General features: G+C 56.8%; 22 protein-coding genes. 10 read left to right on the forward strand and 12 right to left on the reverse strand.

The features are described 5' to 3' along the window. The 4 genes from Q0Z93_RS04290 to Q0Z93_RS04305 form a co-directional block, all read right to left on the reverse strand. On the reverse strand, positions 1-872 hold an 872-nt coding region (locus Q0Z93_RS04290; RefSeq protein ID WP_298062955.1), incomplete at its 3' end, for a citrate/2-methylcitrate synthase. Between the two features lie 14 nt (positions 873-886). Next, a complete protein-coding gene (gene icd, locus Q0Z93_RS04295; protein ID WP_298062957.1) occupies positions 887-2155 on the reverse strand; it encodes an NADP-dependent isocitrate dehydrogenase in 1269 nt (422 codons plus the stop codon). A 2-nt stretch (positions 2156-2157) separates the two neighbouring features. Then, complete coding sequence (locus tag Q0Z93_RS04300) at positions 2158-4446, reverse strand: aconitate hydratase (RefSeq protein WP_298062959.1); 2289 nt, start codon at positions 4444-4446, stop codon at positions 2158-2160. A 141-nt stretch (positions 4447-4587) separates the two neighbouring features. Beyond that, positions 4588-5283: an SIMPL domain-containing protein gene (locus tag Q0Z93_RS04305; protein WP_298062961.1), complete on the reverse strand. Its 696-nt coding sequence runs from the start codon at positions 5281-5283 to the stop codon at positions 4588-4590. A 118-nt stretch (positions 5284-5401) separates the two neighbouring features. Here Q0Z93_RS04305 and Q0Z93_RS04310 point away from each other — a divergent pair, with 118 nt between their 5' ends. From Q0Z93_RS04310 to Q0Z93_RS04325, 4 genes are all read left to right on the forward strand, one after another. Next, positions 5402-5665 (forward strand): hypothetical protein, encoded by a 264-nt coding sequence (locus Q0Z93_RS04310; protein WP_298062963.1) that lies wholly within the window; start codon positions 5402-5404, stop codon positions 5663-5665. Beyond that, complete coding sequence (locus Q0Z93_RS04315; protein ID WP_298062965.1) at positions 5652-6476, forward strand: ABC transporter ATP-binding protein; 825 nt, start codon at positions 5652-5654, stop codon at positions 6474-6476. Before Q0Z93_RS04310 ends, Q0Z93_RS04315 begins: the two co-directional genes overlap by 14 nt. A 6-nt stretch (positions 6477-6482) precedes the next feature. Continuing rightward, positions 6483-7277, forward strand: a complete 795-nt coding sequence (locus tag Q0Z93_RS04320) for a hypothetical protein (RefSeq protein WP_298062966.1) — start codon at positions 6483-6485, stop codon at positions 7275-7277. Positions 7278-7465: 188 nt separating this feature from the next. Then, entirely contained in the window at positions 7466-7819 is a 354-nt protein-coding gene (locus tag Q0Z93_RS04325; protein ID WP_298062968.1) for a GntR family transcriptional regulator, read from the forward strand. Between the two features lie 111 nt (positions 7820-7930). Here Q0Z93_RS04325 and Q0Z93_RS04330 read toward each other — a convergent pair whose 3' ends face one another. From Q0Z93_RS04330 to Q0Z93_RS04340, 3 genes are all read right to left on the reverse strand, one after another. Further along, complete coding sequence (locus Q0Z93_RS04330) at positions 7931-8725, reverse strand: sulfite exporter TauE/SafE family protein (protein WP_298062970.1); 795 nt, start codon at positions 8723-8725, stop codon at positions 7931-7933. 112 nt (positions 8726-8837) lie between these two features. Continuing rightward, positions 8838-9230, reverse strand: coding sequence for a hypothetical protein (locus tag Q0Z93_RS04335; RefSeq protein WP_298062972.1), 393 nt, complete (start codon positions 9228-9230; stop codon positions 8838-8840). A 66-nt stretch (positions 9231-9296) separates the two neighbouring features. Then, complete coding sequence (locus Q0Z93_RS04340; protein WP_298062974.1) at positions 9297-10193, reverse strand: 2-dehydropantoate 2-reductase; 897 nt, start codon at positions 10191-10193, stop codon at positions 9297-9299. An 81-nt stretch (positions 10194-10274) separates the two neighbouring features. Here Q0Z93_RS04340 and Q0Z93_RS04345 point away from each other — a divergent pair, with 81 nt between their 5' ends. Beyond that, the gene (locus Q0Z93_RS04345; protein ID WP_298062976.1) at positions 10275-11726 is read left to right on the forward strand and encodes a DHA2 family efflux MFS transporter permease subunit; all 1452 of its coding nucleotides are present in this window, start codon (positions 10275-10277) and stop codon (positions 11724-11726) included. Positions 11727-11818: 92 nt separating this feature from the next. Here Q0Z93_RS04345 and rbr read toward each other — a convergent pair whose 3' ends face one another. Continuing rightward, positions 11819-12394 (reverse strand): rubrerythrin, encoded by a 576-nt coding sequence (gene rbr / locus Q0Z93_RS04350; RefSeq protein WP_298062978.1) that lies wholly within the window; start codon positions 12392-12394, stop codon positions 11819-11821. Between the two features lie 215 nt (positions 12395-12609). Here rbr and typA point away from each other — a divergent pair, with 215 nt between their 5' ends. The 4 genes from typA to Q0Z93_RS04370 all read left to right on the forward strand — a co-directional run bounded on the left by typA (position 12610) and on the right by Q0Z93_RS04370 (position 19805). Continuing rightward, positions 12610-14409: a translational GTPase TypA gene (typA, locus tag Q0Z93_RS04355; RefSeq protein WP_298062980.1), complete on the forward strand. Its 1800-nt coding sequence runs from the start codon at positions 12610-12612 to the stop codon at positions 14407-14409. 641 nt (positions 14410-15050) lie between these two features. Continuing rightward, positions 15051-15653 carry a DUF308 domain-containing protein gene (locus tag Q0Z93_RS04360; RefSeq protein WP_298062981.1) on the forward strand — a complete coding sequence of 201 codons (603 nt, stop codon included), beginning with the start codon at positions 15051-15053 and terminating at the stop codon, positions 15651-15653. 120 nt (positions 15654-15773) lie between these two features. Beyond that, complete coding sequence (locus Q0Z93_RS04365) at positions 15774-18224, forward strand: PQQ-binding-like beta-propeller repeat protein (RefSeq protein WP_298062983.1); 2451 nt, start codon at positions 15774-15776, stop codon at positions 18222-18224. 15 nt (positions 18225-18239) lie between these two features. Further along, the gene (locus Q0Z93_RS04370; protein WP_298062985.1) at positions 18240-19805 is read left to right on the forward strand and encodes a sulfatase; all 1566 of its coding nucleotides are present in this window, start codon (positions 18240-18242) and stop codon (positions 19803-19805) included. Positions 19806-19889: 84 nt separating this feature from the next. Here the strand turns inward: Q0Z93_RS04370 and Q0Z93_RS04375 are convergent, their stop codons facing one another. After that, positions 19890-20459 carry a hypothetical protein gene (locus Q0Z93_RS04375; RefSeq protein WP_298062987.1) on the reverse strand — a complete coding sequence of 190 codons (570 nt, stop codon included), beginning with the start codon at positions 20457-20459 and terminating at the stop codon, positions 19890-19892. Between the two features lie 644 nt (positions 20460-21103). On the opposite strand from Q0Z93_RS04375, the gene Q0Z93_RS04380 reads away from it, so the two are divergent. Further along, complete coding sequence (locus Q0Z93_RS04380; protein ID WP_298062991.1) at positions 21104-22414, forward strand: MFS transporter; 1311 nt, start codon at positions 21104-21106, stop codon at positions 22412-22414. Here Q0Z93_RS04380 and Q0Z93_RS04385 read toward each other — a convergent pair. The 3 genes from Q0Z93_RS04385 to Q0Z93_RS04395 form a co-directional block, all read right to left on the reverse strand. Beyond that, positions 22404-22889, reverse strand: a complete 486-nt coding sequence (locus tag Q0Z93_RS04385) for a GNAT family N-acetyltransferase (RefSeq protein WP_298062993.1) — start codon at positions 22887-22889, stop codon at positions 22404-22406. The two genes, Q0Z93_RS04380 and Q0Z93_RS04385, sit on opposite strands and share 11 nt — an antisense overlap. 32 nt (positions 22890-22921) lie before the next feature. After that, positions 22922-23500, reverse strand: coding sequence for an XRE family transcriptional regulator (locus Q0Z93_RS04390; RefSeq protein ID WP_298062995.1), 579 nt, complete (start codon positions 23498-23500; stop codon positions 22922-22924). Positions 23501-23614: 114 nt separating this feature from the next. Next, positions 23615-24725, reverse strand: a 1111-nt coding sequence (locus Q0Z93_RS04395; protein ID WP_298062996.1) for a C69 family dipeptidase, incomplete at its 5' end; no start/stop codon positions are given.

A 24725-nucleotide genomic window follows, 5' to 3' on the forward strand; every position in this document is an offset into this window, starting at 1 on the left:
CGAAGATGAGCGAACATATCGATTACCTGAAGGTTCGCCCCCCCGTGCAACGGCCCTTTCAGCGACCCGATGGCTGCCGCGATCGACGAATAGGTGTCCGTCCCCGACGAACTGGTCACCCTTGTCGTGAAAGTCGAATTGTTCCCCCCGCCATGCTCCGCATGGAGAATCAGGCACAAATCCAACACCTTGACATCCAACGGCGTGTATCCTTTCGACCCCTTCATCATGTAGATGAAGTTTTCGGCCAGCGAAAATCCCGGCTTCGGAATCCGGATGTGCAGCGAACCGCTGTTTTTGTTGTGGTTCATCGTATGGTAGGCATAAGCGATGATCGACGGAAACTTGGCGATCAAATCCACCGACTGCCGCACTAAATTGTCCCGCGACGTATCGTCGGCATGTTCGTCGAACGCATAGAGCACCAGCACCGACCGCGCCAGGATGTTCATGATGTCGTTCCCGTAGAGTTGCAGGATGTTCATCTTGGTCGCATGCCGGAGTGCCATCTGTTCGTTCAGCAGGTTGGTGAAGGTTTCGAGTTCCTCCCGATCGGGCAGGTAGCCCGACAAAAGGAGGAACGCCGTCTCCTCGTACCCCAACCGATTCTCGGCCTGCACCCCGTGCACCAAGTCCGACACCTCGATCCCCCGGTAGAGCAGCTTTCCCGGAATCGCTTTCAAACCGCTCCCATCCGGCAGCCGTTCGTACCCCACCACGTCGCCGATATTGGTCAGCCCCACCAATACCCCCGAGTGATCCTCATTCCGCAACCCCCGCTTCACCCCGTAGCATTTGAAGAGGTCGTTCTCGATCCGCGAAGTCTCCTTGATCGTTTCCGAGAGCTTGTATATCAGATAGTCTTTGTTCATGTCGCTTTTAGGAGTTAGTGGGTAGTGAGGGTCGAAATCAGCAGGTCGGCGAATTCGCTGGTCGAGAGCTTCGTCCCGCCTTCCATGAAGCGGACGAGGTCGTAGGTCGCTTTCCCTTCGAGGAAAGCGGCTTCCATAGCCCTGACAATGGCATCCCCCGCCTCCTGCCACCCCATGTACTGGAGCATCATCACCGCCGAAAGCAGCAGTGAACACGGATTGGCCCGGTTCTTCCCCGCATGGATCGGTGCCGTGCCATGCGTCGCCTCGAAAATCGCATGGCCCGTCGTGTAGTTGATATTGGCCCCCGGAGCGATCCCGATTCCGCCGACCATTGCCGCCAATTGATCCGAAATGTAGTCTCCGTTCAGGTTCAGCGTGGCGATGACCGAAAATTCCCGCGGTTTCAGGAGCGTCCACTGCAGGAACGCGTCCGCAATGGCATCTTTTATGATGACTTTGCCCGCCGCTATAGCCGCCTCCTGCGCCGCATTCGCCGCCTCTTCGCCCTGCGCCTTTTTGATCCGTTCCCACTCCGTCCACGTAAAAGTCTGTCCGCCGAACTCCCGCTCCGCCAGCTCGTACCCCCAGTTTTTGAACGATCCCTCGGTGAACTTCATGATGTTCCCCTTGTGCACCAGCGTCACGGACGGCAGCCGGTGGTCGATCGCATAGCGGATCGCTGCCCTGACCAGCCGCTCCGTCCCCTCGCGCGAAACGGGTTTGATGCCGAACGACGAGCTTTCCGGGAAGCGAATTTTCCGCACCCCCATCTCGTTAATAAGAAAATCCCTCAGTTTCAACGCCTCCGGCGTTCCCGTCTGCCACTCGATCCCGGCATAAATATCTTCCGTATTTTCCCGAAAGATCACCATATCGACATCCTGCGGCCGTTTGAGCGGCGTCACCACCCCCTGAAAATAGCGGGTCGGCCGTTGGCAGACGTACAAATCCAGCTCCTGCCTGAGCGCCACGTTGAGCGACCGGATCCCGCCGCCGATCGGCGTCGTCAGCGGCCCCTTGATCCCCACCAAGTATTCGCGGAAAGCCTCCAGCGTTTCCGTCGGCAGCCATTCGCCCGTCCGGTCGAACGCCTTTTGCCCGGCCAGCACCTCGCGCCACTCGATCCGCCGCCGTCCGCCGTAGCACCGGGCCACCGCTGCATCCACGATCCGCCGTGTCGCCGGCCAAATATCCACCCCGATCCCATCCCCCTCGATAAAAGGAATGACTGGAACGTCAGGCACTTGTAGTACCCCGTTACTAATCGTAATCTTATTCATTTTCAAAGCGTTTTCTTGCGAATCAAATTGAGTGCGCTCCCTGCCCGGAACCACTCGATTTGCAAAGAGTTATAGGTATGGTTCGCCGCAAAAGTCTCCGTCGAGCCGTCGGTATGGTGCAGCACCACCGTCAGAGGCCGTCCCGGCGCAAACTCTTTCAGCCCGAGTATCGAAATCCGGTCGTCTTCGCGCACCCGCGCCCAGTCGTTCCGGTCGGCGAAAGTCAGCGCCAGCACCCCCTGTTTCTTGAGGTTCGTCTCGTGGATCCGGGCGAAAGACTGCGCCAGCACCGCCCGCACCCCCAAAAACCGCGGCTCCATCGCCGCATGTTCCCGCGAGGAGCCCTCGCCGTAGTTCTCCTGCGCCACCACGATACTCCCTATCCCTTTCGCCTTGTAATCCTTGGCCACGGCCGAAACCCGGTCGTAAGTCCGTCCCCCCGGTACGGTCGGATTGAGTACGCAGTTCACCGCCTCGCGCCCCTTCGCCGCAAAAGCGTTGGTCGCCCCCATCAACAAGTTGTCCGAGATGTTTTCGAGGTGCCCCCGGAACCGCAGCCACGGCCCCGCCATTGAAATATGATCCGTCGTACACTTTCCCTGTGTCTTGATGAGCAAGCGCAACTCCTCGAAATCCGCTCCGTCCCACGCCGCGAACGGTTCCAGCCGCTGCAGCCGCTGCGAATCGGGCGCAATGACCACCTCGATCAAAGAGCCGTCCGCCGCCGGCGCCTGATAGCCCGCATCGTCCACCGCAAACCCCGCTGCCGGCAATTCCGTCCCCTGCGGCGCATCTAACCGGACCGCCTCGCCCCGTTCGTTGAGCAGCGTATCGGTCAGCGGGTTGAACGTGATCCGCCCCGCGAGGGTCAGCGCCGTGGTCAGCTCCGGCGAAGCCACGAAAGCGTACGTATTCGGATTTCCGTCGTTCCGCGCCGCAAAGTTGCGGTTGAAACTCGTCACGATCGAGTTCGCCCGCCGTGAGTCATCCGTATTGCGTTTCCATTGCCCGATGCACGCCCCGCACGCATTGGCCATCACCACCCCGCCGATCGCCTCGAAATCCTGCAGCACGCCATCCCGCTCCGCCGTATAGCGCACCTGCTCGGAACCCGGCGTCACGATAAACTGCGCCTGCACCTTCAGCCCCTTGTCCGCCGCCTGCCGAGCCACCGATGCCGCCCGCGTCAGGTCTTCATACGATGAGTTGGTGCACGATCCGATCAATCCCACCTCCATCCGCTCCGGATACCCCTTTTCCCGGGCGATCCGCACGAACTCCGAGATCGGAGCCGCCGCGTCCGGCGTGAACGGCCCGTTGATATACGGTTCCAGTGTCGAGAGGTCGATCTCGATCACCCGGTCGTAATATCGTTCCGGATGTTCCAGCACCGCCTCGTCCGCCCGCAGGCACTCCGCTGCGATTCCGTCCGCTAATTCCGCCACCTCCGCCCGTCCGGTCGCCCGCAGATATTCTGCGATCTTCGCATCGTAAGGAAAGAGCGAGGTCGTCGCTCCCACTTCCGCTCCCATGTTGCAGATCGTCGCCTTGCCGGTCGCCGAGATCGTCGCCGCCCCCGGCCCGAAGTATTCGATCACGGCATTCGTCCCTCCTTTGACCGTCAGAATGCCGGCCAACTTCAGAATCACGTCTTTCGGCGAAGCCCACCCGCCCAGTCGTCCGGTGAGCCGCACGCCGATCACGCGCGGCATCTTCAGCTCCCACGCCATCCCCGACATGACATCCGCCGCATCGGCCCCGCCGACCCCTACAGCGATCATTCCCAATCCGCCCGCGTTCGGCGTGTGGGAGTCGGTGCCGATCATCATCCCGCCCGGAAAGGCATAGTTTTCTAATACCACCTGATGAATAATTCCCGCCCCCGGCCGCCAGAAGCCGATTCCGTATTTGTTCGACACCGAAGCCAAAAAGTCGTACACCTCGCGATTGGTCTCCACCGCCGCCGGCAAATCCGCGCCCGCCCCCCGATCGGCCAGAATCAGGTGGTCGCAATGCACCGTCGTCGGCACCGCCACCCGCTCCCGCCCGGCATTCATAAACTGAAGCAAGGCCATCTGCGCTGTCGCGTCCTGCATCGCGACCCGATCCGGACTGAAGGTGACGTAGTCTTCGCCCCGGCGGAACACCGGCTGCCGGTGGCGGTCGAACAGATGAGACAGCAGTATTTTCTCAGTCAAGGTCAACGCTCTGCCCGCCGCCCGACGAACTTGCTCCACGGCTTGCGTCATGGCGGCGTACCGCTGCCGGATCATCTCGATGTCGAATACCATATCTTTTTCGTTTTGAAAAAATTTTTCCTTAACACCTTCGCCGGCTCGCAAGATACGAAAAACGGCAGGTATATCCTGCCGTTTTGTTAAATTATCAACAAAATAACGCGATTTTGTTCACACCCGGAACCGCTCGCTCCGCTATTCCAGCACGAAACGAACGGTGACACTCTGACTGACCCGTACATCGTTGAACTTAACGTTCGATAGGGCGTCTTCCTGAATGGCATTTCCCGTCGCCGCCTTGCTCGATAATCCGCGGATCATCACCATGCCAGTTTCCGGCGCTGACGAGTAAGACTGGATATAGATTGCCTTGCCGATCCGCTGTCCGATGGCCGCCGCCAGTTCCGACGCCGTGTTCTGTGCATTCTTCATGGCTTTGATCCGCACCGATGCCTGTAACTCCCGCAAGTCGCTCCGCGTGCTTTGGGTCAGCGACGCATTGGAAATGCCATTGGCCTGCAACTCGTCGAACACCGCCTCCACCATCGCCGGATCGGTCAGGGTCAGCAGGTAATTCTTGTACTGGTAAATGTCTTTCCGTTTCCCGCTGGCATTCGACTGATCCGTAATGACCAGCTGTTTCTTAATATCCACCCCCGCCGCATCGAGCGCCCGGGCCAGCGACCGTTCCAGTTCGCCGATCGTCGTCTTCCCTTTGGTCGGCGCTTCGGAGATGGAGATCGAGATCCGGAACTTGTTGGGCGCCACCGATGTGTCGGCCGAACTGGTGATTTCGACATAAGGGACCTGTTTGCCGTTGTCAAATCCTTGCGCCCATGCGCCGCTCGCTCCGAGCAGGAGCGCCGAAGCGATAAAAAGCATCTTTTTCATGGCTCTATCATTGATTAATGATTCCAATAAACAAAGATAAATTTTTTCTCGAGAAAATTGGCAGGTTCCGAAAAGTGGATTACATTTGCAGTGTACTAATTTAATAATACACTAAGCCGTGAAAATCTTCAACAAAACGAATTGGGAACGTCGGACGGTGTTCTGGGGGTTGGGTTGGGGTTATTTTTGCATGATTCTTTCCGAGATTATCAATTATGCGTGTCTTGATCCCTGGTTCGGCATAAAATTGAGTTGGCAATGGGAGGCGATCGTCGTCAAATTGGTAGTTTGGACACTTTGCGGCCTGACGTTCGGCCGGTGGGTGGTGATCCAAAATCAGAGGGCACAACAATCCAAATCTAAACGCAATGATAAAATTTGAACATGTATCGTTCGGCTACCGGGGAGGCAGGCTGTTCGACGGTCTCGATCTGGAATTGCGCCGGGGGGCGATTTACGGGCTGCTCGGGAAGAACGGGGCGGGAAAAAGCACGCTGCTGAAACTCATGGCGGGACTGCTGTTTCCTAAAGCCGGCGGGATAACGGTCTCGAATCGTTCGCCGCAAAAAAGGGAGCCGGGGTTCCTGAGCCGGGTGTTTTTGCTGCCGGAGGAGTTCGACCTGCCGCGCATGACGATGGACGATTATGCCCGGTTTTACGGCTGCTTTTATCCGGACTTCTCGCGCAAACAGCTGTCGGCCTTGATGCAGGAGCTGGAGGTGCCGGAGACGCAGAATCTCGACCGGATGTCGTTCGGACAGAAAAAGAAGGCTTATATCGCTTTCGCCATTGCCTGTAACACGCCGCTGCTGCTGATGGACGAACCGACCAACGGGTTGGATATTCCGTCGAAAAGCTCGTTCCGGCGCGTGATCGCATCGGTGGCGGATGACGACCGGACGATCGTCATTTCCACGCATCAGGTGCGCGACCTGGATCAGTTGATCGATTCGGTGGTGGTGCTCGACGGGAGCGAAATCCTGCTGAACGCCACGACGGGCGAAATCACGGACAAGCTGCAATTCGTACACTTGGACGAAAACGACCCGGCGTTGTATGCCGAGCAGACGGTACATGGTCGCTGGGGTGTGCGGCCCAACGATTCGGGTACGGAATCGCCGTTCGATATGGAATTGCTTTTCAATGCCGCCGTCGCCAACCGCGAGGCAATCAAACAACTTTTTAAACGGTAACGGGTTATGAACGATCGATTTTCTTGGAAACGTTTCGGCCGGTTAGTGCGGGCCGAACTCAGGGGCGAACGGCGGACATTGCTGCTCAAATTAGGCGGATTCGTCGTGTTTTGCATGGTGATGTATATGTTGTGGAATGTCGGGGTGATATTCGGGTTCGGTGACGGCGGCAGCGACGGAGGTGTGGGATATGTGGCTTCGCGTTTTTGCGTGGCTATGGCGATGGGTTTTATCGTCTATTTCAATTTGTCGGGCAGTTTCAAACGCTATTTCTCAAGAGGAAAAGCGGCGGCGGCGTTTATGCTTCCTGCGGCGAAAAGCGAGAAATTTCTGTACGCGTTGCTGCTGAACTTGCTCGCGGTGCCGATCGCTTTGATTGTTATCGCCGTTTTGAATGATATGTTGTGGGCATGCTTGTTGGGCTTCGAGAATGTTTGCAACTTGTTGGGGCGATGGTGGAACGAAAAAGTTATTTTGATTACGGACCGGATCACCGGATTGTTCTTAATAGCGAATATTGTGAGTACTTTGTCGGGTATGGTCTTTTTCCTGGCCGGGGCGGTTGTCTTCCGGCGCAACCAGTTCTTGCTGACGTTGCTGGCGAATTTCGTACTTTCGCTGCCGGTATTTGTTTATACGCAGGTTTTGTTCCTGACCCATTGGGAGTCTGCCCGCGATTGGCTCTCCTGGATAGCGGGCGACGCGGGAAGCTGGGCGATTCTGGGCAGCGGGGTGTTCTTCACTTTGCTGTGGTTGTATGTGGCCTGGCGGCGTTTTTCTACGCTGCCTTTAACGCGATAGGGAGTAACGTTGTTCTTCGGCGACGTGCGGGGAGTGCCGCTTTATTCGGGGTGACGCCAGCGGAGGCGCATTCGAGTGCAGCGAGAATTGCAGTCCTCCGCGGGGGATGGCGTCGGCCTGCAGCGCCTCGCGGCGCGCAAAACAACGAAGTCCTCATACCAGCCGAAGAAAAAACAAGTTGAAATACAATGGATTTTAAATCTGAAAAGCCTATATACCAGCAGATTGTCGATTATGTGTGCGACAATATTGCCGGGGGACATTGGCCGGAGGAGGAGCGTATCCCTTCGGTGCGGGATTTGGCGGCGCAGCTCCAGGTGAATCCGAACACGGTCATGCGGGCCTACGAACGGCTCCAGATGGCCGAGATCATTACGAACAGCCGCGGCATCGGTTATTTCGTCGCGAAAGGAGCCAAGCAGCAGGTGGTCGGCCTGAAGCGGGCCGAATTTTTCGAGGTGACCCTGCCGGAGGTGTTCAATGTGATGGATATGCTCGGTATTTCCATCGGCGAAGTAACCGAAAGATATGCCGGACGGTGAGGCCGGGCGGCCCTCTGCGTAACAGACTGTTTTGTCCGATTGCGGAATCACTGAGCACCCGTTCGTTATGGATAGGTTCGGTCAAGGGGCGCTGCTTGCCAAGCGGGAAAGTCAAAGATAAAGAATCCCGTCGTGCCAATGCAGCTGGACAAACAGGAGCATGTAGACCACCGAAATGACCAGCGCGACCATAAACCACCTCTTTACGGTGCGGGTATCTTTGCGTTCCACGAATTTTTCGCCTATCCAGCCGCCGAGACCGCCGCCCACCGCGACGCACGCACCCAACTCCCAGTCGATGTGCCCGAACCAGATAAAGATAAAGAGTGCGAACGGGGTGACGATCATGCTCATATAGGTTTTGATCGCCTCGGCGGTCTGGGTTGTCGTGTGCAGCCGTTTGACCAGCACGTGATACATCAGGTAGGCCATCCCGGCTTGTATCATGCCGCAGTAGAGCCCCAGCAGCAGGAAAACCAGGTAATCGACTAAGCGGGAATGGCCCACGGGGTCGTCGGTGCTGTCGGGGCGGTCGGTCAGCTCTTTCGAGAAAAAGGTGAAGAGAATGGTGATGATCATCACGCCGATAAAAATCCAGTTGAAAAGCACCCCGGTGATGCGGACGGCGAAACAGGCCCCTGCGATGGTGCCTAATACGAGTGTCAGGGATAGTATGGCGGCCTCTTTGTGCGGGATGGGCTTATGGGCAAGATAACGGATATATCCCATCGTGTATTGGGTCATCACGCCGATGCGGTTGGTTCCGTTGGCGACGCTGGGGGGCAGGCCCAGGCTGATCAGCATCGGCAGGGAAAGCAAGGAACCGGCGCCGCCGATCTCGCTGACGATGCCGCTCGATAGTCCGGCCAGCAAAGCGATGGCATAGTGTATCGGGGTCGGCTCCATTCTTTCGGGTTTCGGGAAACGGAATGCCGCAAATTGCATGCCACGAAAAAGTCCGGCCTCCTTTGTGCAAGAGGAGGCCGGACTTTTGTCTAACGCTATCCGAGACCGTTGACTATTCCGCTTTCGGAGTCAGCACGATGTTCATCTGTTTGCCGGAGAGTTTGAAACCGTCAGCGGTTTTGGCGATAGCGAAGCCTTCCACCGTCTGCAAGCTGTCGGTGATGAACAGGCTGTCGGCTTTGATTTCCCATTTTCCCACCGTCGAATTCGAATTCGCCCCCATCGAAACGGTCATATCTACGGTGCCGTTGTCGTTGAAATCGAAGTCCATTTTCATCTGCGCCATCATAGCGGCAGCCAGCTGGGCGCTGAAATCGGTGGAGTCGGCTATTTCGATTTCGGGTCGGGCAGAGTAGCTGCCGACCAATTCTTTTTCGAGGCCGGTTTTACCGGAGCAGGCAGCCAGAGCTGCCACAGCCGCAACGGCCAACAAGATTCTTTTCATTTGATTGTATGATATTTGGTTAACTCGACAAAGGTACGCAATAATTTCCCGATTTCGGGCCGGTTTTTATAACGCCGACAGAATTTGGAGGGCTGCCCGGTTCCACGGGACGGGATATTCCACCCGTTCGGCCAGCCGGCAAAGCATTCCCGCAAAGATGCCGATCTCGGTCGCCCGGCCGGCTTCGACATCCTGCAGCATGGAGCTTTTCCCGTCCGGATTCATCGAACGGATCGCTTCGACGGCGTGTCCGACCATTTCGCCGGCTCCGCCGATATTCATCCGCCGGGCCACTTCGGCTGCTTCGTCCATCATTCGTACAGCCAGAGCCAGGGCTTCCGGATTCCGCTGCAAATGGCCGTAAGGACGGCGGAGCAGAGCGGTAGTCTGGTTGCAGCCGATGTTGATGATGAATTTCTGCCAGAGGGCCGAGATCATATCCGGCGGTATTTCATAGGGAATGCCTGCCTGATCGAACAACCGGCACACCCGCAGCACTTTGTCGGATAGCGTCCGGTTGTCCGCTTCCCCGAAATAAATGCGGTATACGCCGTCGTGGACGATGCGGTTCTCTTGCCGCATGCTGGGATGTCCGAGAAAATAGGAGTACAGCACATGTCCGGCGCCGAACCGCCCCGCTACGGTTTCCTCGCTGTCGATTCCGTTCAGTAACGAAAGGATCGACGTGTCGGGGCCGATATACGGGGCGATAGCCTCTAAGGCTTCGGACAGTGCAGTGGATTTGGTCGCTATCAGGATCAAGTCTTTGGTGCCGGTTCCGTCGGCAAAGGAGAAATCGTACTGTTTCCCGTTGAAGTCGATTCCCTCCCGGCTCAGCTTTTGCCGCCTTCGGGCATCCGCGATGACTGTAAACCGTTCGGGCATCGTATCCTGCAAACGGGTTCCCAGTACGGCGCCCACGGCGCCCAAGCCGATCAGAGCCACGCTTTCGATCTCTTTCATGGGGGTGACACGTGCGTTGTTCTTCCGCAAAGGTGGCATTTTTTTTGCCAGTCCCCGAAATAAAATGAATAAAACGATCGGATGAAAGCATTCCTTACACGTTTCCGGGCCGGGAAAAGCTATAAATGGTGGGTGTTGGGCGTGATCATGCTCGGCACGTTCATGGCCGTACTCGATATTACGGTGGTCAACGTCGGCATGCCGGCTATCATGAGTTCCTTTCATGTGGGAATCTCCACGGCGGAGTGGGTCGTCACGGCCTATATGATTACCATGACCATCATGCTGCCGACGGCCGGTTGGTTAGCCGACCGGTATGGCAACAAAAAGGTCTATATCATCGGCATATGTCTCTTTACGCTCGGTTCCTGGCTTTGTGGGCGGGCCTGGACGGATGGGTTCCTGGTCGGCTCCCGAGCCTTGCAGGGCGTAGGGAGCGGTATGATCCAGGCCCTCGGGCTGGCTATCGTGTCGCGCGAATTTCCGCCAGAGCAGCGGGGTACGGCCCTCGGACTGTGGGCGGTGGCTTCGGCCGCGTCGATTTCGTTCGGCCCGCTGATCGGAGGCTATCTGGTGGACGATTTCAACTGGCATTGGATATTCGATGTGAATGTGCCGTTGGGCCTGCTGGCTATCGCGGCCTCCCTCATTATCCAGCGCGAGTGGAAGAATACGACGATAGGCCGGTTCGACTGGATCGGTTTTCTCAGCGTGGCTCTGTTTATGCCGCTCTGTATCTATGCGCTGGCTCGCGGGAATGCGGCGACCAATCCGAAAGGATGGGCCGCTCCGGAAGTGATCGGCTCGTTCGCCATCGGAGGCGTCGCTCTGATCGTTTTCATCTGGCATGAACTCCGGACGAAGGCTCCGCTGCTGAATATCCGGCTGCTGGGCGACAGGAATTTCGGGGTAGCCATGCTGGTGCTGATGATTTTCGGGATCGGCATGCTGGGCGGAACCTATTTGTTGCCGCTTTATATGCAGAACGGATTGGGCTATACGGCCATTATGGCCGGTATGGTATTCCTGCCGGTAGGGCTGATCCAGGGAACGCTTTCGGCGGCGTCCGGGATCGTCACCCGGTATATCGGTTCGGTCCCGTTGATGATCGTCGGAATCGTAGTCATGACGCTCAGTTTCTGGTTTGCCAGCCGTTTCACGGCCGAGACGCACCATTCGGCCATCATGACCGTGCTCTACCTGCGGGGGTTCGGCATGGGGCTGACGTTTGCGCCGCTCAATATTTTCTCGCTGAAATATCTCGCCCAGAAAGATATGGCGGCTGCTTCGGGTATCGCCAACAGCATCAAGCAGTTGTCGGGCAGCATCGGGATCGCCCTGCTGACGGCCATTATGACTTCCCGGATCTCCTACTATACTGCCGCGAAAGATGCGGCCGAATCGAAGACGGTTGCCTATATCGCAGGAGTGGCGGACGATTTTTTTATCGTGGCCGTACTGACCCTGCTGGCCATGACGCCGCTGCTTCTGTTGCTGATCCCGCGTAAAAACAGGACGCCCCGGCCCGAATGATCGGGCCGGAGCGTTTATTGCTGCCGGACGAGAGCCGTTCAGCTGTTTTGTGCGTTCAATGCCCCGCTGTGCTCTGGCATAGGGGAAGCCGTCTAATAGTTGTTCTTTTTCGGCTCGAAGAATGCCTGCGGATGCGCACAAGCCGGACACATGCCCGGAGCCTCCTTGCCGGTATGGACATACCCGCAATTGCGGCACTGCCATTCGATTTCGGTGTCGCGTTCAAACACCGAGCCGTTTTTCACCCGATCCAGCAAGGTGCGGTAGCGCTTTTCGTGTTCTGCCTCCACTTTGGCGATCTCGCGGAACACGGTGGCGATGGCCGGGAATCCCTCCGCATCGGCGGTGTCGGCGAATGTCGGATACAGTTCGCTCCACTCTTCGTTTTCACCGGCGGCAGCGGCTTCCAGATTTTGTTCGGTGGTGCCGATCACGCCCGCCGGATAAGCGGCCGTAATCTCCACCATGCCGCCTTCGAGGAATTTGAAAAAACGTTTGGCATGTTCCTTTTCCTGTTCGGCGGTCTCGATAAAGACGCCGGCGATCTGTTCGTATCCTTCTTTCTTGGCAACGCTCGCGAAGAAAGTGTAGCGGCTGCGCGCCTGCGATTCGCCGGCGAATGACTTCAAGAGATTCTGTTCGGTCTGAGTTCCTTTCACGTGTTTCATTGCATTTCGATTTTTGGTTCGGGTTATTCGTCCGTCTGGTAAAAATAATCATTTATTCCTAATTTCATAGAAGTTATCGAATTGATTATATCGATCTGCATCATTCGTTGTTTTTCAAGAGGTATCGGTTTGACATTCTGCTCCGAAACAACTACTTTTGTGCGCCCGGCGAGGCCGGATATGGCTTCCCTCCGCGCCGGATTTATTTCAATACAATGCAGAAAATCAAGAACATCGCAATTATTGCACACGTCGACCACGGGAAAACCACGCTGGTGGACAAAATGATCCTCCAGGCCAAGCTGGTTCGCGATCAGGAGAAGTCGGAAACGCTGATCCTGGACAACAACGATCTGGAACGCGAACGAGGCATTACGATTCTGGCCAAAAACGTATCGGTTCACTATAAAGACTACAAGATCAACATCATCGACACGCCGGGCCACGCCGATTTCGGCGGCGAGGTGGAGCGGGTGCTCAACATGGCGGACGGGGTGCTGCTCCTCGTGGATGCGTTCGAGGGAACCATGCCGCAGACCCGGTTCGTGCTTCAGAAGGCATTGCAGATGGGCTTGAAGCCGATCGTGGTGATCAACAAGGTCGACAAACAGAACTGTCGGCCGGAGGAGGTGAACGAACAGGTCTTCGACCTGATGTTCAGCCTCGATGCGACGGAAGAGCAGCTCGATTTCAAAACCATTTACGGGAGTGCCAAGAACGGCTGGATGTCTACGGACTGGCGCACGCCGACCTCGGATATTATCCCGTTGCTGGACTGCATCATCGACGAGATTCCGACGGCCAAAGTCACGGAGGGGACGCCGCAGCTGTTGATTACCTCGTTGGAATATTCGCCGTATGTAGGGCGGATCGCCGTGGGGCGTCTGAGCCGCGGGACGTTGAAAGCGGGTCAGAATGTTTCGCTGATGAAGCGGGACGGAACGGTCGAAAAATCGAAAATCCGCGAATTGATGACTTTCGAGGGGCTGGGGAAACAGAAGGTCGAGGAGGTGCAGTGCGGCGATATTTGCGCCGTCGTTGGGATCGACGGCTTCGAGATCGGGGACACCATTGCGGACTATGAGAATCCGGAGCAGCTCACGCCGATCGCCATCGACGAACCGACGATGAGCATGTTGTTCACGATCAACGATTCGCCGTTCTTCGGTCGCGAAGGGAAGTTCGTGACCTCGCGCCACATCAAGGAACGGTTGGACAAGGAGTTGGAGAAAAACTTGGCCCTCAAGGTGAAGCCGGGGGCGACGGCCGACTCGTTCCGGGTTTTCGGACGAGGGGTGTTGCATATCAGCGTCCTGATCGAGACGATGCGGCGCGAGGGGTACGAGTTGCAGGTGGGGCAGCCGAAGGTGGTGGACAAGGTGATCAACGGCCAGCGGTGCGAACCGATCGAACACCTGACGGTGGACTTGCCTGAGGAGATGGCGGGCAAGGCGATCGAGATGGCGACGCGGCGCAAGGGGGTGCTGCTGCACATCGACCACCGGGGAGACCGGGCGCACTTGGACTTCGATATTCCGGCGCGGGGGATCATCGGCTTGCGGAGCAACCTGCTGACGGCTACGGCGGGCGAAGCGGTGGTGGCGCATCGGTTCAAGGGTTTCGAGCCTTTCCGGGGCGAGATCGAGGGGCGGTCGAACGGTTCGCTTATCGCGGCGGAGAGCGGAACGGCGTATGCGTATGCGATCAGTAAGTTGCAGGATCGGGGGCGGTTCTTCATTTCGCCGGGCGACGAGGTTTATGCGGGGCAGGTGGTCGGCGAAAGTACGCGGGCGGAGGATATTTGCGTCAATGTCTGCAAGTCGAAGAAGCTGACCAATATGCGGGCTTCGGGGTCGGACGAGAAATCGACGGTTTCGCCGCCGGTGATCTTCTCGCTGGAAGAGACGCTGGAATATATCCAAGAGGATGAGTATGCGGAAATTACGCCGTCGTCGATTCGGATGCGTAAGATTCTGCTTTCGGAAACGGATCGCAAGCGGGCGGGAAAGGCTTGATGTCGGCGGAGTGCCGCGCGCCGCGCCATAGAGAGCGAAATTATTTCGACAAACGATAGTTTGTTAAAATTACGCTGGCGCGCGGGGAAAGATAACAGACGAAAAGGCACCCAGTGTACGGGAAAAATCCAGTTTCTGGCCGCAGTCCGCGGAGGTGCCGAGTGAACTTTCGGCCCTCCGCAGGCCGGGGCTGCGGGCCGACCGGTTCTGCGAACCGGATTTTTGTTGACGTGCGGAAAAAGCATAGTTCGGTTACAGCGAACCGGCCGGAGCCGGCGCGGACTGCATCGAGCGTAGCGAGAAAATTGCAGGCCGGCGCTTGGGGCGGAGCCGGCCTGACAGAGGGAGATCATAGAAAAGAGCATAGTCCCGCCGCCGGCGGAGTTGTCATGGGTGTAAAGGCTATTCGGATCGAGTGCTGAACGGCACCTCGGGTTTCGGACGTTATGGGAAGATTATCGCCGAGAGTTCTTTTGCGTGCCGCTCGGCACTGCCGAACCCACAATTTCCGCAGAGCGATACACGACAAAGACTACCTACACCTACAGTCCGGAACGATCGCAAAACAGCCGTTACAACAGAAAAACAAGAACGACAAATGGTGCAATTTTTGCACAGAACCACCCCAAAAATAGAAAATCATGATCGAAAAGTACACAAAAAACAACAGCTCCTTATTGGGCGGAATCGTTGCGATCATCGTAGGCCTCGTAATGATCATCTGGTCGGACCGGGTTTTGAATTTAGGCATTAAACTGATCGGGATTGTCGCAATCGTGATCGGTCTGGTTCAATTCGTCGGTTTTCTGTCCCGCACCCGGAAAACAGCCAACCGCTGGGCCTACCTGCCGATAGCGGCACCGATCGCCGTAGTCTGGGGAACATTGTTATTGCTCAATCCGGAATTATGGAAAAATCTGTTCGTGATTCTCGTCGGCGTACTGTTGATCTTCCTGGGACTCTACCAATTGGTTTCCATGTATAAAATCAAGAAAAGCGGCGTTAAAGTATCCGGTATCTACTTTTTCTTCTCGATTTTGTTGATGATGTCCGGGATTTTCGTCGCGGCACAACCGACCTATACGGCCTCGTGGTTCATTACTTTCATCGGTGCATGGATTTTGGCCTATGGGGTGGTCGAATTATTCGGCTATTTCAGCCTGCGCGGGCCGATCGAAGATCATAGCGCATCGCCGGATAAACAGATCGAAGTCGAGGATAAAACGCAATCTGTAGAGGAATAACAGGGTTGTAATTGATGTTTTCAGGGGATATCCGGAGAGGGTATCCCTTTGTTATTTATTTCACAAATTAGTAACTTGCAGGGTTGAAATACCTAACCAAACTCTTATTATAACCGAACTATGAAAAAACAATGTCTGCTGGCAATAGCCGTTCTGTTGCCGGCTTTGGCCTCGGCGCAGCTGCGCGGCACGGTCTATCTCGATGGCAATGGCAGCGGTTCGCGCGACGCTTCCGAGAAAGGGCTGGCCGGTGTCAGCGTCAGCGACGGACGAAACGTTGTCAAAACCTCGGCGGACGGATCGTTCGAGCTGCCCGACAATCCGCAGGCCCGTTTCGTGACGGTCACCACCCCGTCGGGGTATCGACCGGGCGATACGCACTATCGGAAAGTGGCTCCCGATAAGGAAAGTTATGATTTCGGCTTGATAAAAAGCGGCCATGCCGGTGCGTTTGAGTTCATCCAGATTACCGACACCGAGACCCCGACGCCGAAAGAGTGGCTCGACGACCTGAAAGCATATGTGGCGGCCAATCCGACCGCTTTCATCGTCCATACGGGCGACATCTGTTATGCGCCGGGGTTGAGTTTTCATGCCGCGAACGTGCGGACGCGGCACATGGGCGTGCCGACCTACTATACGATCGGGAACCACGACTTGTTGAGCGGCGATTACGGCGAACAGCGCTACGAACAGCTGTTCGGCCCCGCGTGGTGCTCGTTCGAGGTGGGGAACGTCCATTTTCTGGCCCTGCCGATGTTGGGGGGCGACCATGCGCCTTCGTACAACCTGAAGCAGGTGTTGGAGTGGATCCGGAACGACTTGGCGCAGACCGATCCGCACAAGAAAGTCATAATGTTTAACCACGACCTTTGGTTTCAGGGCGACGACGTCGTGATCCGGGCCGGCGGCGACAGCCTCGACATGAAGCGGCACAACCTCGTGGCGTTCATCTATGGCCATTGGCACAGCCAGTACGCCAGAGAGATCGGCGGGGTGATGACCTACTGCGCCTCGACGCCGGACAAGGGCGGGATCGACCACTCGCCGGCCGGTTTTCGGGTGTTCAGTGTGGATGCCGACGGAAATATTTCGGACAAGACGCGGACACGCTATACCCATATCCCGGGGTTGCTGACTACGACGCTGCCAGCCCAGCACGATACGATCGCCGCGGAGGGCGGTTTGATTCCGGTGCGGGTCAATGCCTATCGCACGGTGTCGCCGACCCGGTCGGTGCGGGTGGCGTGGGTCGAGAACGGGAAACGCGGGCGGACGGTGGCACTGGTTCCGCAGACCGACTGGAGCTGGAGCGGGACGCTGGCTGTCGGGAACCGGACGGGAGTGCAGCATTTGGTGGCCGAAGCGACCTTTGCCGACGGGACGACATGGGTCGAACACCGCAGTTTCGTGCTGACCGATACGCCGGCAGCGGTGGCGGTGGGTGCAGATTGGGCGAATCTGGGCGGGGATGCGGCCCACGCGGGGATTGCAGCCGGGAATGCGGTCGATGCGCCGCGGTACGTGTGGGCGCAGAATGCGGGGGGCAATATCTATATGACCTCGCCGGTGGTGGGGGACGGCAAAGTCTTCGTGGCCACGATCGACGACGATAATCTGAAGAAATGCGCGGTCGTGGCTTACGATGCGGCGACCGGTCGGGAGTTGTGGCGGTTCCGGACGGGCAATTCGGTGAAGGGGACGATGGTTTATGCCGACGGGTTGGTGCTGGCTTGCGATGCGGCGATGCAGCTGTACGCGATCAGTGCGAACAGCGGCAAAGTGGTGTGGGATAGGAAATTGAACCGGTATGCTTTGCCGGAGAACCTGCACGGGCTGGCGGTGGCCGACGGGGTGGTTTATGCGGGACAGGGCGGCCATTTCACGGCTTTGAACGTGGAGGACGGCTCGGTGGTGTGGAAAAACGAGGCGTGGAGCGGCGGCGAAGGAACGCAGTCTACGACGACGGTCGGCGAGGAGGTGGTGTTGGCGTCGTCGCACTGGAACGGCCTCTTTGCCCACGACCGGAAAGACGGGAGGCTGCTGTGGAAAAAGCAGGATGCCAAGATCCGTTTCCGCGACGGTTCGGTGACGATCTACGACGGGCATATCTATTTGGCCAGCCGCGACGAACTCTTCCTCATTAATCCGCGGTCGGGCGACATTCTGAAAAGTGCCGTGCAGCCGGGGATCACGTTCGAGGGGGCTTGTGCGCCGGTGGTGACGGAGCGGATGGTGTATGTCGGGACGGCGGATAAGGGGGTGGTGGCGTTCGACCGGCGGTCGTTCAAGCCGGTGTGGACTTATGCGACCCGACCGGCAATTATTTATTCGGTGCCGTATTATCAGGATTTCCAGAACTCGGTGGAGACGTCGCCGGTGCTGATCGGCGGAACGCTGGTGTTCGGAGCGTCGGACGGCTATTTGTACGGGGTCGATGCCGAGAACGGGCGATTCCGGTGGAAACGCAATCTGGGCGCCCCTATTTTCTCCTCACCTGCCGTAAGCGGGAATGCGTTGTATGTGGCGGACTTTTCCGGAACGCTCTATTGCTTGAAGATCAACGAATAAAAACTTTTCAATAGGATGAATAAATCATTGCTCTTGGTTCCCGTGGGACTTTCTTCGATCCTCGGGACTGTGCAGGCCAAAAACCGGAAACAGGCGGAGGGCTGCGACAAACCGCTGAATATCATTTACATCATGACCGACGACCACTCGTTCCAGACGATCAGCTGCTACGACGGCCGGTACAACCGGACGCCCAATCTCGACCGGCTGGCGCGCGAAGGGGTGCGGTTCGACAACAGTTTCGTGACCAACTCGATCTCGGGGCCGAGCCGGGCGGTCTTGGTGACGGGCAAGCACAGCCACAAAAACGGGTTTCTCAAAAATGAAGGGGGGAAGCCGTTCGACGGTTCGCAACAGACTTTCCCAAAACTGTTGCAACAGGGTGGGTATCAGACCGCTTTGATCGGGAAGTGGCACCTGATCAGTACTCCGACGGGATTCGACCACTGGGAGATTTTGCCGGGGCAGGGATCGTACTACAATCCGGATTTCATCACGCCGGAGGGGACGCACCGGGAGCATGGATATGTAACGAACCTGATTACGGACAAGGGGATCGACTATCTCGAACATCGGGATCGGTCGAAACCGTTCTGTCTGCTGCTGCACCACAAGGCGGTGCACCGGATCTGGATGTCGGACACGTGCGATCTGGCGGAGTTCGAGGATCAGACGTTCCCTCTGCCGGAGACTTTCTGGGATGATTATGCGGGACGGCCGGCGGCGGCCGATCAGGAGATGAGCATCGACAAGGACATGGATTTGGCCTACGACCTCAAGATGGTGGACAGCACGATCGATACGCGGCTCAAGTGGTCGATCGTCCACGGCGAGCTGGAGCGGATGACCCCGGCGCAGCGGGCGCAGTGGGACAGCGTCTACCGGCCGTTGATCGATCGATTCCTTGCGGCGGGTTTGTCGGGCAAGGAGCTGGCGGAGTGGAAGTACCAGCGGTATATGCGCGATTATCTTAAAAGCGTGAAGTCGCTGGACGACAATATCGGCCGGTTGATGGAGTACCTCGAACGGGAGGGGCTGCTGGAAAACACGCTGGTGGTCTATGCTTCGGATCAAGGGTTCTACATGGGCGAACACGGCTGGTTCGACAAGCGGTTTATGTACGAGGAGTCGCTGCGCACGCCGCTCCTGATGCGCTTGCCGGACTGCTGGACGCGGGCCGAACGGGGGCGGGGCGTGAAGGAGATGGTGCAGAACATCGACTATGCGCCGACTTTCCTGACTCTGGCGGGCCTGCCGGTGCCGGCGGATATGCAGGGGGTGTCGTTGGTGCCGCTGCTCCGGGGCGAACGGCCGAAGGGGTGGCGCGATGCGATCTATTACCACTATTTTGAATTCCCGGGCGAACATCGGGTGCGGAGACACTACGGGGTGCGGACGGATCGCTATAAGTTGATCCATTTCTACGGCGACGACATCGATGCGTGGGAGTTGTACGACCTGAAAAGCGATCCGGCGGAGTTGCACAACCGCTACGACGATCCGAAGCTGGCGAAGGTGCGGACGCGGATGCACGCGAAGCTCGAGCAGTTGCGGGAGCAGTACGACGACCGGACGGAATGACTTGTTCCCCGATCATGAAACGAGGGAGGCGATACGCAATTCGTATCACCTCCCTCGTTTTGTGTCTGTAAGGAGATTAGCAGATTACTTGCGCGTATTGTTGGCAATGGCCACCAATGCCCGCATCAGTTCCGCCATCCAGCGGAAAAAGACGATGATGACGAATCCCGCTACCGGAAAATAGACCAGACCCCAGATTCCTTGGCTCTGAATGCCGGGAATGAAATCCAGTCCGGAGGTACCCCCCATGAAGAGCAGGGCGATCAGCGTGGCGAGAAAACCGACGACAGCGATATAGCTGCCCAGCCACTCGCCGAAAGTTTGCAGCAGGTTGGACACCACCGGTGTAGCGACGAAGTCGTCTCCTTCGACCGAAGTCGTTTTCAATTGCGCCGCGCGGTTCCACCACAACTGAAAACTGAGCCACCCTGCGCCCGTAATGACAAGCCAGATCAGAATAAATGCGCAAATCATCCCTCCGGTTCCATACTTGAATACACCGCTGTCGATCAGCTGGTAAAGCAATGCGAAAGGAAACAACAGCATGATCACCGCAATGATTTGGTACAGAATCTTGAACGGCTGTTTATACAGTTTGCCGTCGTCGATGTAGCTCAGATAAGGCTTGATGAGCGTAAAAAATTTGTTTTCCATAAGCGTGAAATTTTAAAAATGGTAAGCATATACGACTGTTCCCCAAGTCAGACAATGATCTCCTCAGCGGTCTTGCATTCTAAATATTTGGAGATCAAATATATATGTAGAAGTAGGGTGAGGTCGTATTTACTTGTTTTGAAAATTATTGCAAGACCTGCTGTCGACAATCGGATGTCGGTATAAATGTAGGAAAATTTTTCGTAAGTTTATATTGTATGTGTTCAGTATAGAACTGTTCTCTTTGTGAACAAAGAGAACCAGAAAAACTTTTTGAGATGCTTGCGCATCTCTTGAGCCTGCCGGGTACCCTTGTCTTTGATTTGTCGGGGTGCGGGGAATCGGGCCGACATCATGAGGTTTAGCCCTTATCGGCCCGATTCCCGCACCCCGAACCAATGCAAAGAAAGAGGACTGCGGAGCCTAAGGAGTAGCGCAGCTATCTGAAAGTCTGTTGGGTACCTTTTCTTCAGAATCGACGCTGCCAGCGAGAGCAAAGCGGGCTTGCACGCTCTGCCGAGCGGCGAGGAGAAAAACGAGCGTAGCGAAGTTAAAAGGTACGGTTCCACACGGCACAGTGCGAAATAAACCATAGTTCTGCGACTGGCATGTATCTTGCTGAAACCGGAGTTAAAAAAGACAGGATGGAATCGAAAGATATATCCCGAAAATTCGAAACGCGAATCGCCAGACTGAAACATATCCCGACCGGGCGGCAGCAGCCGATCCCGCTCATTTCCCTATTGGCCATCTACGCATTGTCCGTCGTGACCTCGCTCTCCGGATTAGCCGTATCGCCGATTCTCGGCGACCTGCAGACCGTTTTTCCACATGCGTCGGAACTCGAAATACAGATGCTCACCTCACTGCCAGCCTTAGTGATCGTGCCATTCGTGCTCATCGCCGGTAAACTCTCGCTGAAATTCGACCAGAAAAAACTGGCAATCTGGGGTCTGGCCATCTATTCCGCCAGCTCGGTGATTTATATGTTAGTGACCGGCAGCCTGGGGCTGATGCTGGCCAACAGCGTGCTGCTGGGTATCGGTGCCGGGCTGGTGATTCCTTTGTCCACAGGGATGGTCGCGGACAATTTTTCAGGAGCCTACCGAACCAAACAGCTGGGTATCGCATCGGCTATCGCCAACTTGTCGCTGGTGCTGGCCACTATGCTTGCGGGCTGGCTGGCCGGGATCGACTGGCATTATTCTTTCCTGGTATACTTTTTTTCGGTCGTCGCTTTGGCCTTCGCATTCAAATTGCCGGACAACAAAAGTCACGTGCCCGATCCGGCTGCGAACGATCCGTCGCTTGCCCGACGCGGGGTGAGGGAGCTGCACATCTTCGGCAAAGTCATCCGTCTCGACTGGCCCTTGGAAATCATGCAGTACTATTTCTGGATCACGATCATCGCCCTGGTCGTTCCGCTGAACCTGTCGATCTACATGGACAAATTCTCGATCGGCGGAACAGGCGCCAGCGGCACGTTGATCTCGGCCTTCTTTCTGGCTATTATGCTGCCGGGGTTGTTTATCAATAGGATCATTTCGGGAGTTCCGCAGAAAAACAACCTCGTCGCTCTCGGGGCGATGTTGCTGGGATTGCTGCTGATGCTGTTCCACAGTTTGTGGCTCATAACCATCGGCGTGCTGCTGGTCGGCGCCGGATACGGAATCATGCAGCCGCTGGTGTACGACCGCACTTCCAACTCCGTGGCTCCGAAACGGGTAACGTTCGCCTTAGCTTTAGTGATGGCAATGAATTACAGTGCGATCATCCTCTCGCCGTTCCTCCAGAGGCTGGCGGAACTGATCGTAAGAACCGATTCGGTCTATATGCCGTTCGGAATGAGCATCCTGATCTGCCTGATTCTGTTCTGGCCGCAGTACAGATATGTCAAACGCCTGCGGGATAAAAGAACAACGGCGGCAGAATCCCGCCCGGGTTCTAAAGGATGAGTTCCCAGAAGCCCACGTCGAGCCATTTGTCGAATTTGTATCCCACTTCGGTGAAGTGAGCCACTTTACGGAAACCGAATTTTTCGTGCAACGCCACGCTTTGGGTGTTGGGGAGGGTGATGCTTGCCACGGCTGCGTGGAAACCCGCATCGCGCAGGCGGCCTACCAAATCCTGATAGAGCCGGTGCCCGATTCCCTTGTTCAGCCAGTTTTTATGAAGGTAGATCGTAGTCTCTACCGTTCGGTCGTAGGCCGTTCGGCTGCGCCATGTCGCGGCATAGCAATAACCCAATACCTTGCCGCCCTGTTCGTAAACTAAGTAGGGAAAGCGGACCGCTATCCTTTCGATACGCTCGCGCATCAGCCCGGCATCGATGGGGTCGTTTTCAAACGTAATCGCCGTTTCGGTGATGTAATGGTTATAGATTTCACTGATGGCCCCGGCATCATCGGCCGGACGTACACTGCGGATCATAGCTTCGCGGTAAGGGATTGAAGGGATGCGGTTCAATACGGCGTGTAGAGTACGGCCACCACCCGCGCCGGACGGGCCGTCTCGTTGCTCAGAAAATGCGGCACGACCGAATTATAGTAGATGCTGTCTCCCGGCTTCAGCCGGTAAACTTCGTCGTCGTAATAGAGCGTGGCTTCCCCCTCCAGCACGTAGATGAACTCTTCCCCCGAATGCTCGGATTTCAGTTCGGGTACAGAGGCGGAGCCGTTCGGAGCGATCTCCACCACCAACGGTTCCATATGCCGGTCGGTTTTGTCCTGGGCCAAAGCGTAAAAGCTCAAATGTCCGTTCCGGCCCTCCTCGTTTTCGGCGAAAGTCGGATTTCCGGTCACATCGTCTTTGCGGGTCACGGCGGCTTTATGGTTATCATCCTTCCCTGCCAGCAACGTGCCCACTTTGGCCCCCAGCGCCCGCGAGATGCGGATCAGCACTCTCAATGACGGGTTGGTTTCGTTGTTTTCGATCTGGCTCAGCTTCTCTGCGCTGATCCCGGCGCGGGAAGAGAGTTCTTCCGGCGAAATACCGTTCTCCTCGCGCAGCTGGCGGATGATCTGACCGATAATGGCTAACATAAGCTGTGCTTTACTTCGACAAAGTTGGAGAAATAAAACGTGATTTACAAGAAAAGGCGGGGTTTGGTCCGATTCGGACCAAACCCCGCTTGAAAAGCCTCAGTCGCGTCCCGTTTAATGCTTCGGCTGCACCACTTTGAGCCGTTCGCCCGCCGCCTGTTTCACCATCTCTTTCCACTCCTCGCTGTAGCCCGGGAAATCCGGCGAAGCGGGAATCCCCCGCCCGTAGCCGTTATCCTTGAATACCCCCTCCGAAACCTCTTTCTTGATGTTCCCGTCGATGTACTTCACCAGCAGGTAGCGATCCAGATCGACCCATGTCTGGAACAGCCGCTGCGCCGTATTGACCGAATAGTCGGTCAGGAAATCGATCGCCAGCTGCGGATTCTGCCGGAACAGCATTTGGGCCGCCCCGTCCACCGCCGGCTGTTCGGCAAAACAGCGGTTCTCGAACCGATCCATCGCCCGTTTCACGTCCGGATGGATGATATTGTAGCGTTGATAGGCGAAATTGGTCACCCGGTTCACCACCCAGAACATCGAAGTCTCGGAATAGGTGGTCATATTTCCGTTCCCCACCGCATAGGCGTTCGGAATGCGGTCGATCCCGCAGTAGAACGGCGTCAGCGGCGAGCTGTCCGTGTCGTCCACCCCGAACCAGAACACTCCCCCGATCGGGTCGGGCAGCCAGCCGCGGCATTCGCCCACGTACCACCAGCCGGTCTGCTGCGTAGCGATGGCCCGCTCGTTGGTGAATTCTTCATCCCCCACCTTGAACGTCATCGGCCGCCAGCGGTACGGCAGTTTAAACGGCCCCGCGCCCGGGTCGCACGTCATGTCTAACTCCGTCCCCTCGAAATGGTTGCGCATGAATTCCGCCACATCCTTGACGGTCAGCTTCCGGTTCGGCACGACCCACAGCGGCAGCCGGTTGTCCGGATTCTTGCCCGTCACATGGTCGAGGTATTTGTCCATCCCATCGGCCACCTGCCGGAAAACGCTCCAGACGCGTGCCTCGCACCCCCGCATGGCACTGTAATCCATCGGATTGTAAACCGCCGCGAAGTCGAAATCCGCATCCGTCCCTTTGTAAAGTCCTGCCTCCCGCGCAAACGAAATCACGTCCGGCGAATAGATGCAGTTCTCCGGGTCATTCAGCGGAAAAGTGGTGATCCGCGCCTGATTCGCGTGTGCTGAGATCGCCCCGTCCGGAATCCGGCGTGCC

The sequence above is a fragment of the uncultured Rikenella sp. genome (genome assembly GCF_947628055.1).
Taxonomy (GTDB): Bacteria; Bacteroidota; Bacteroidia; order Bacteroidales; family Rikenellaceae; genus Rikenella.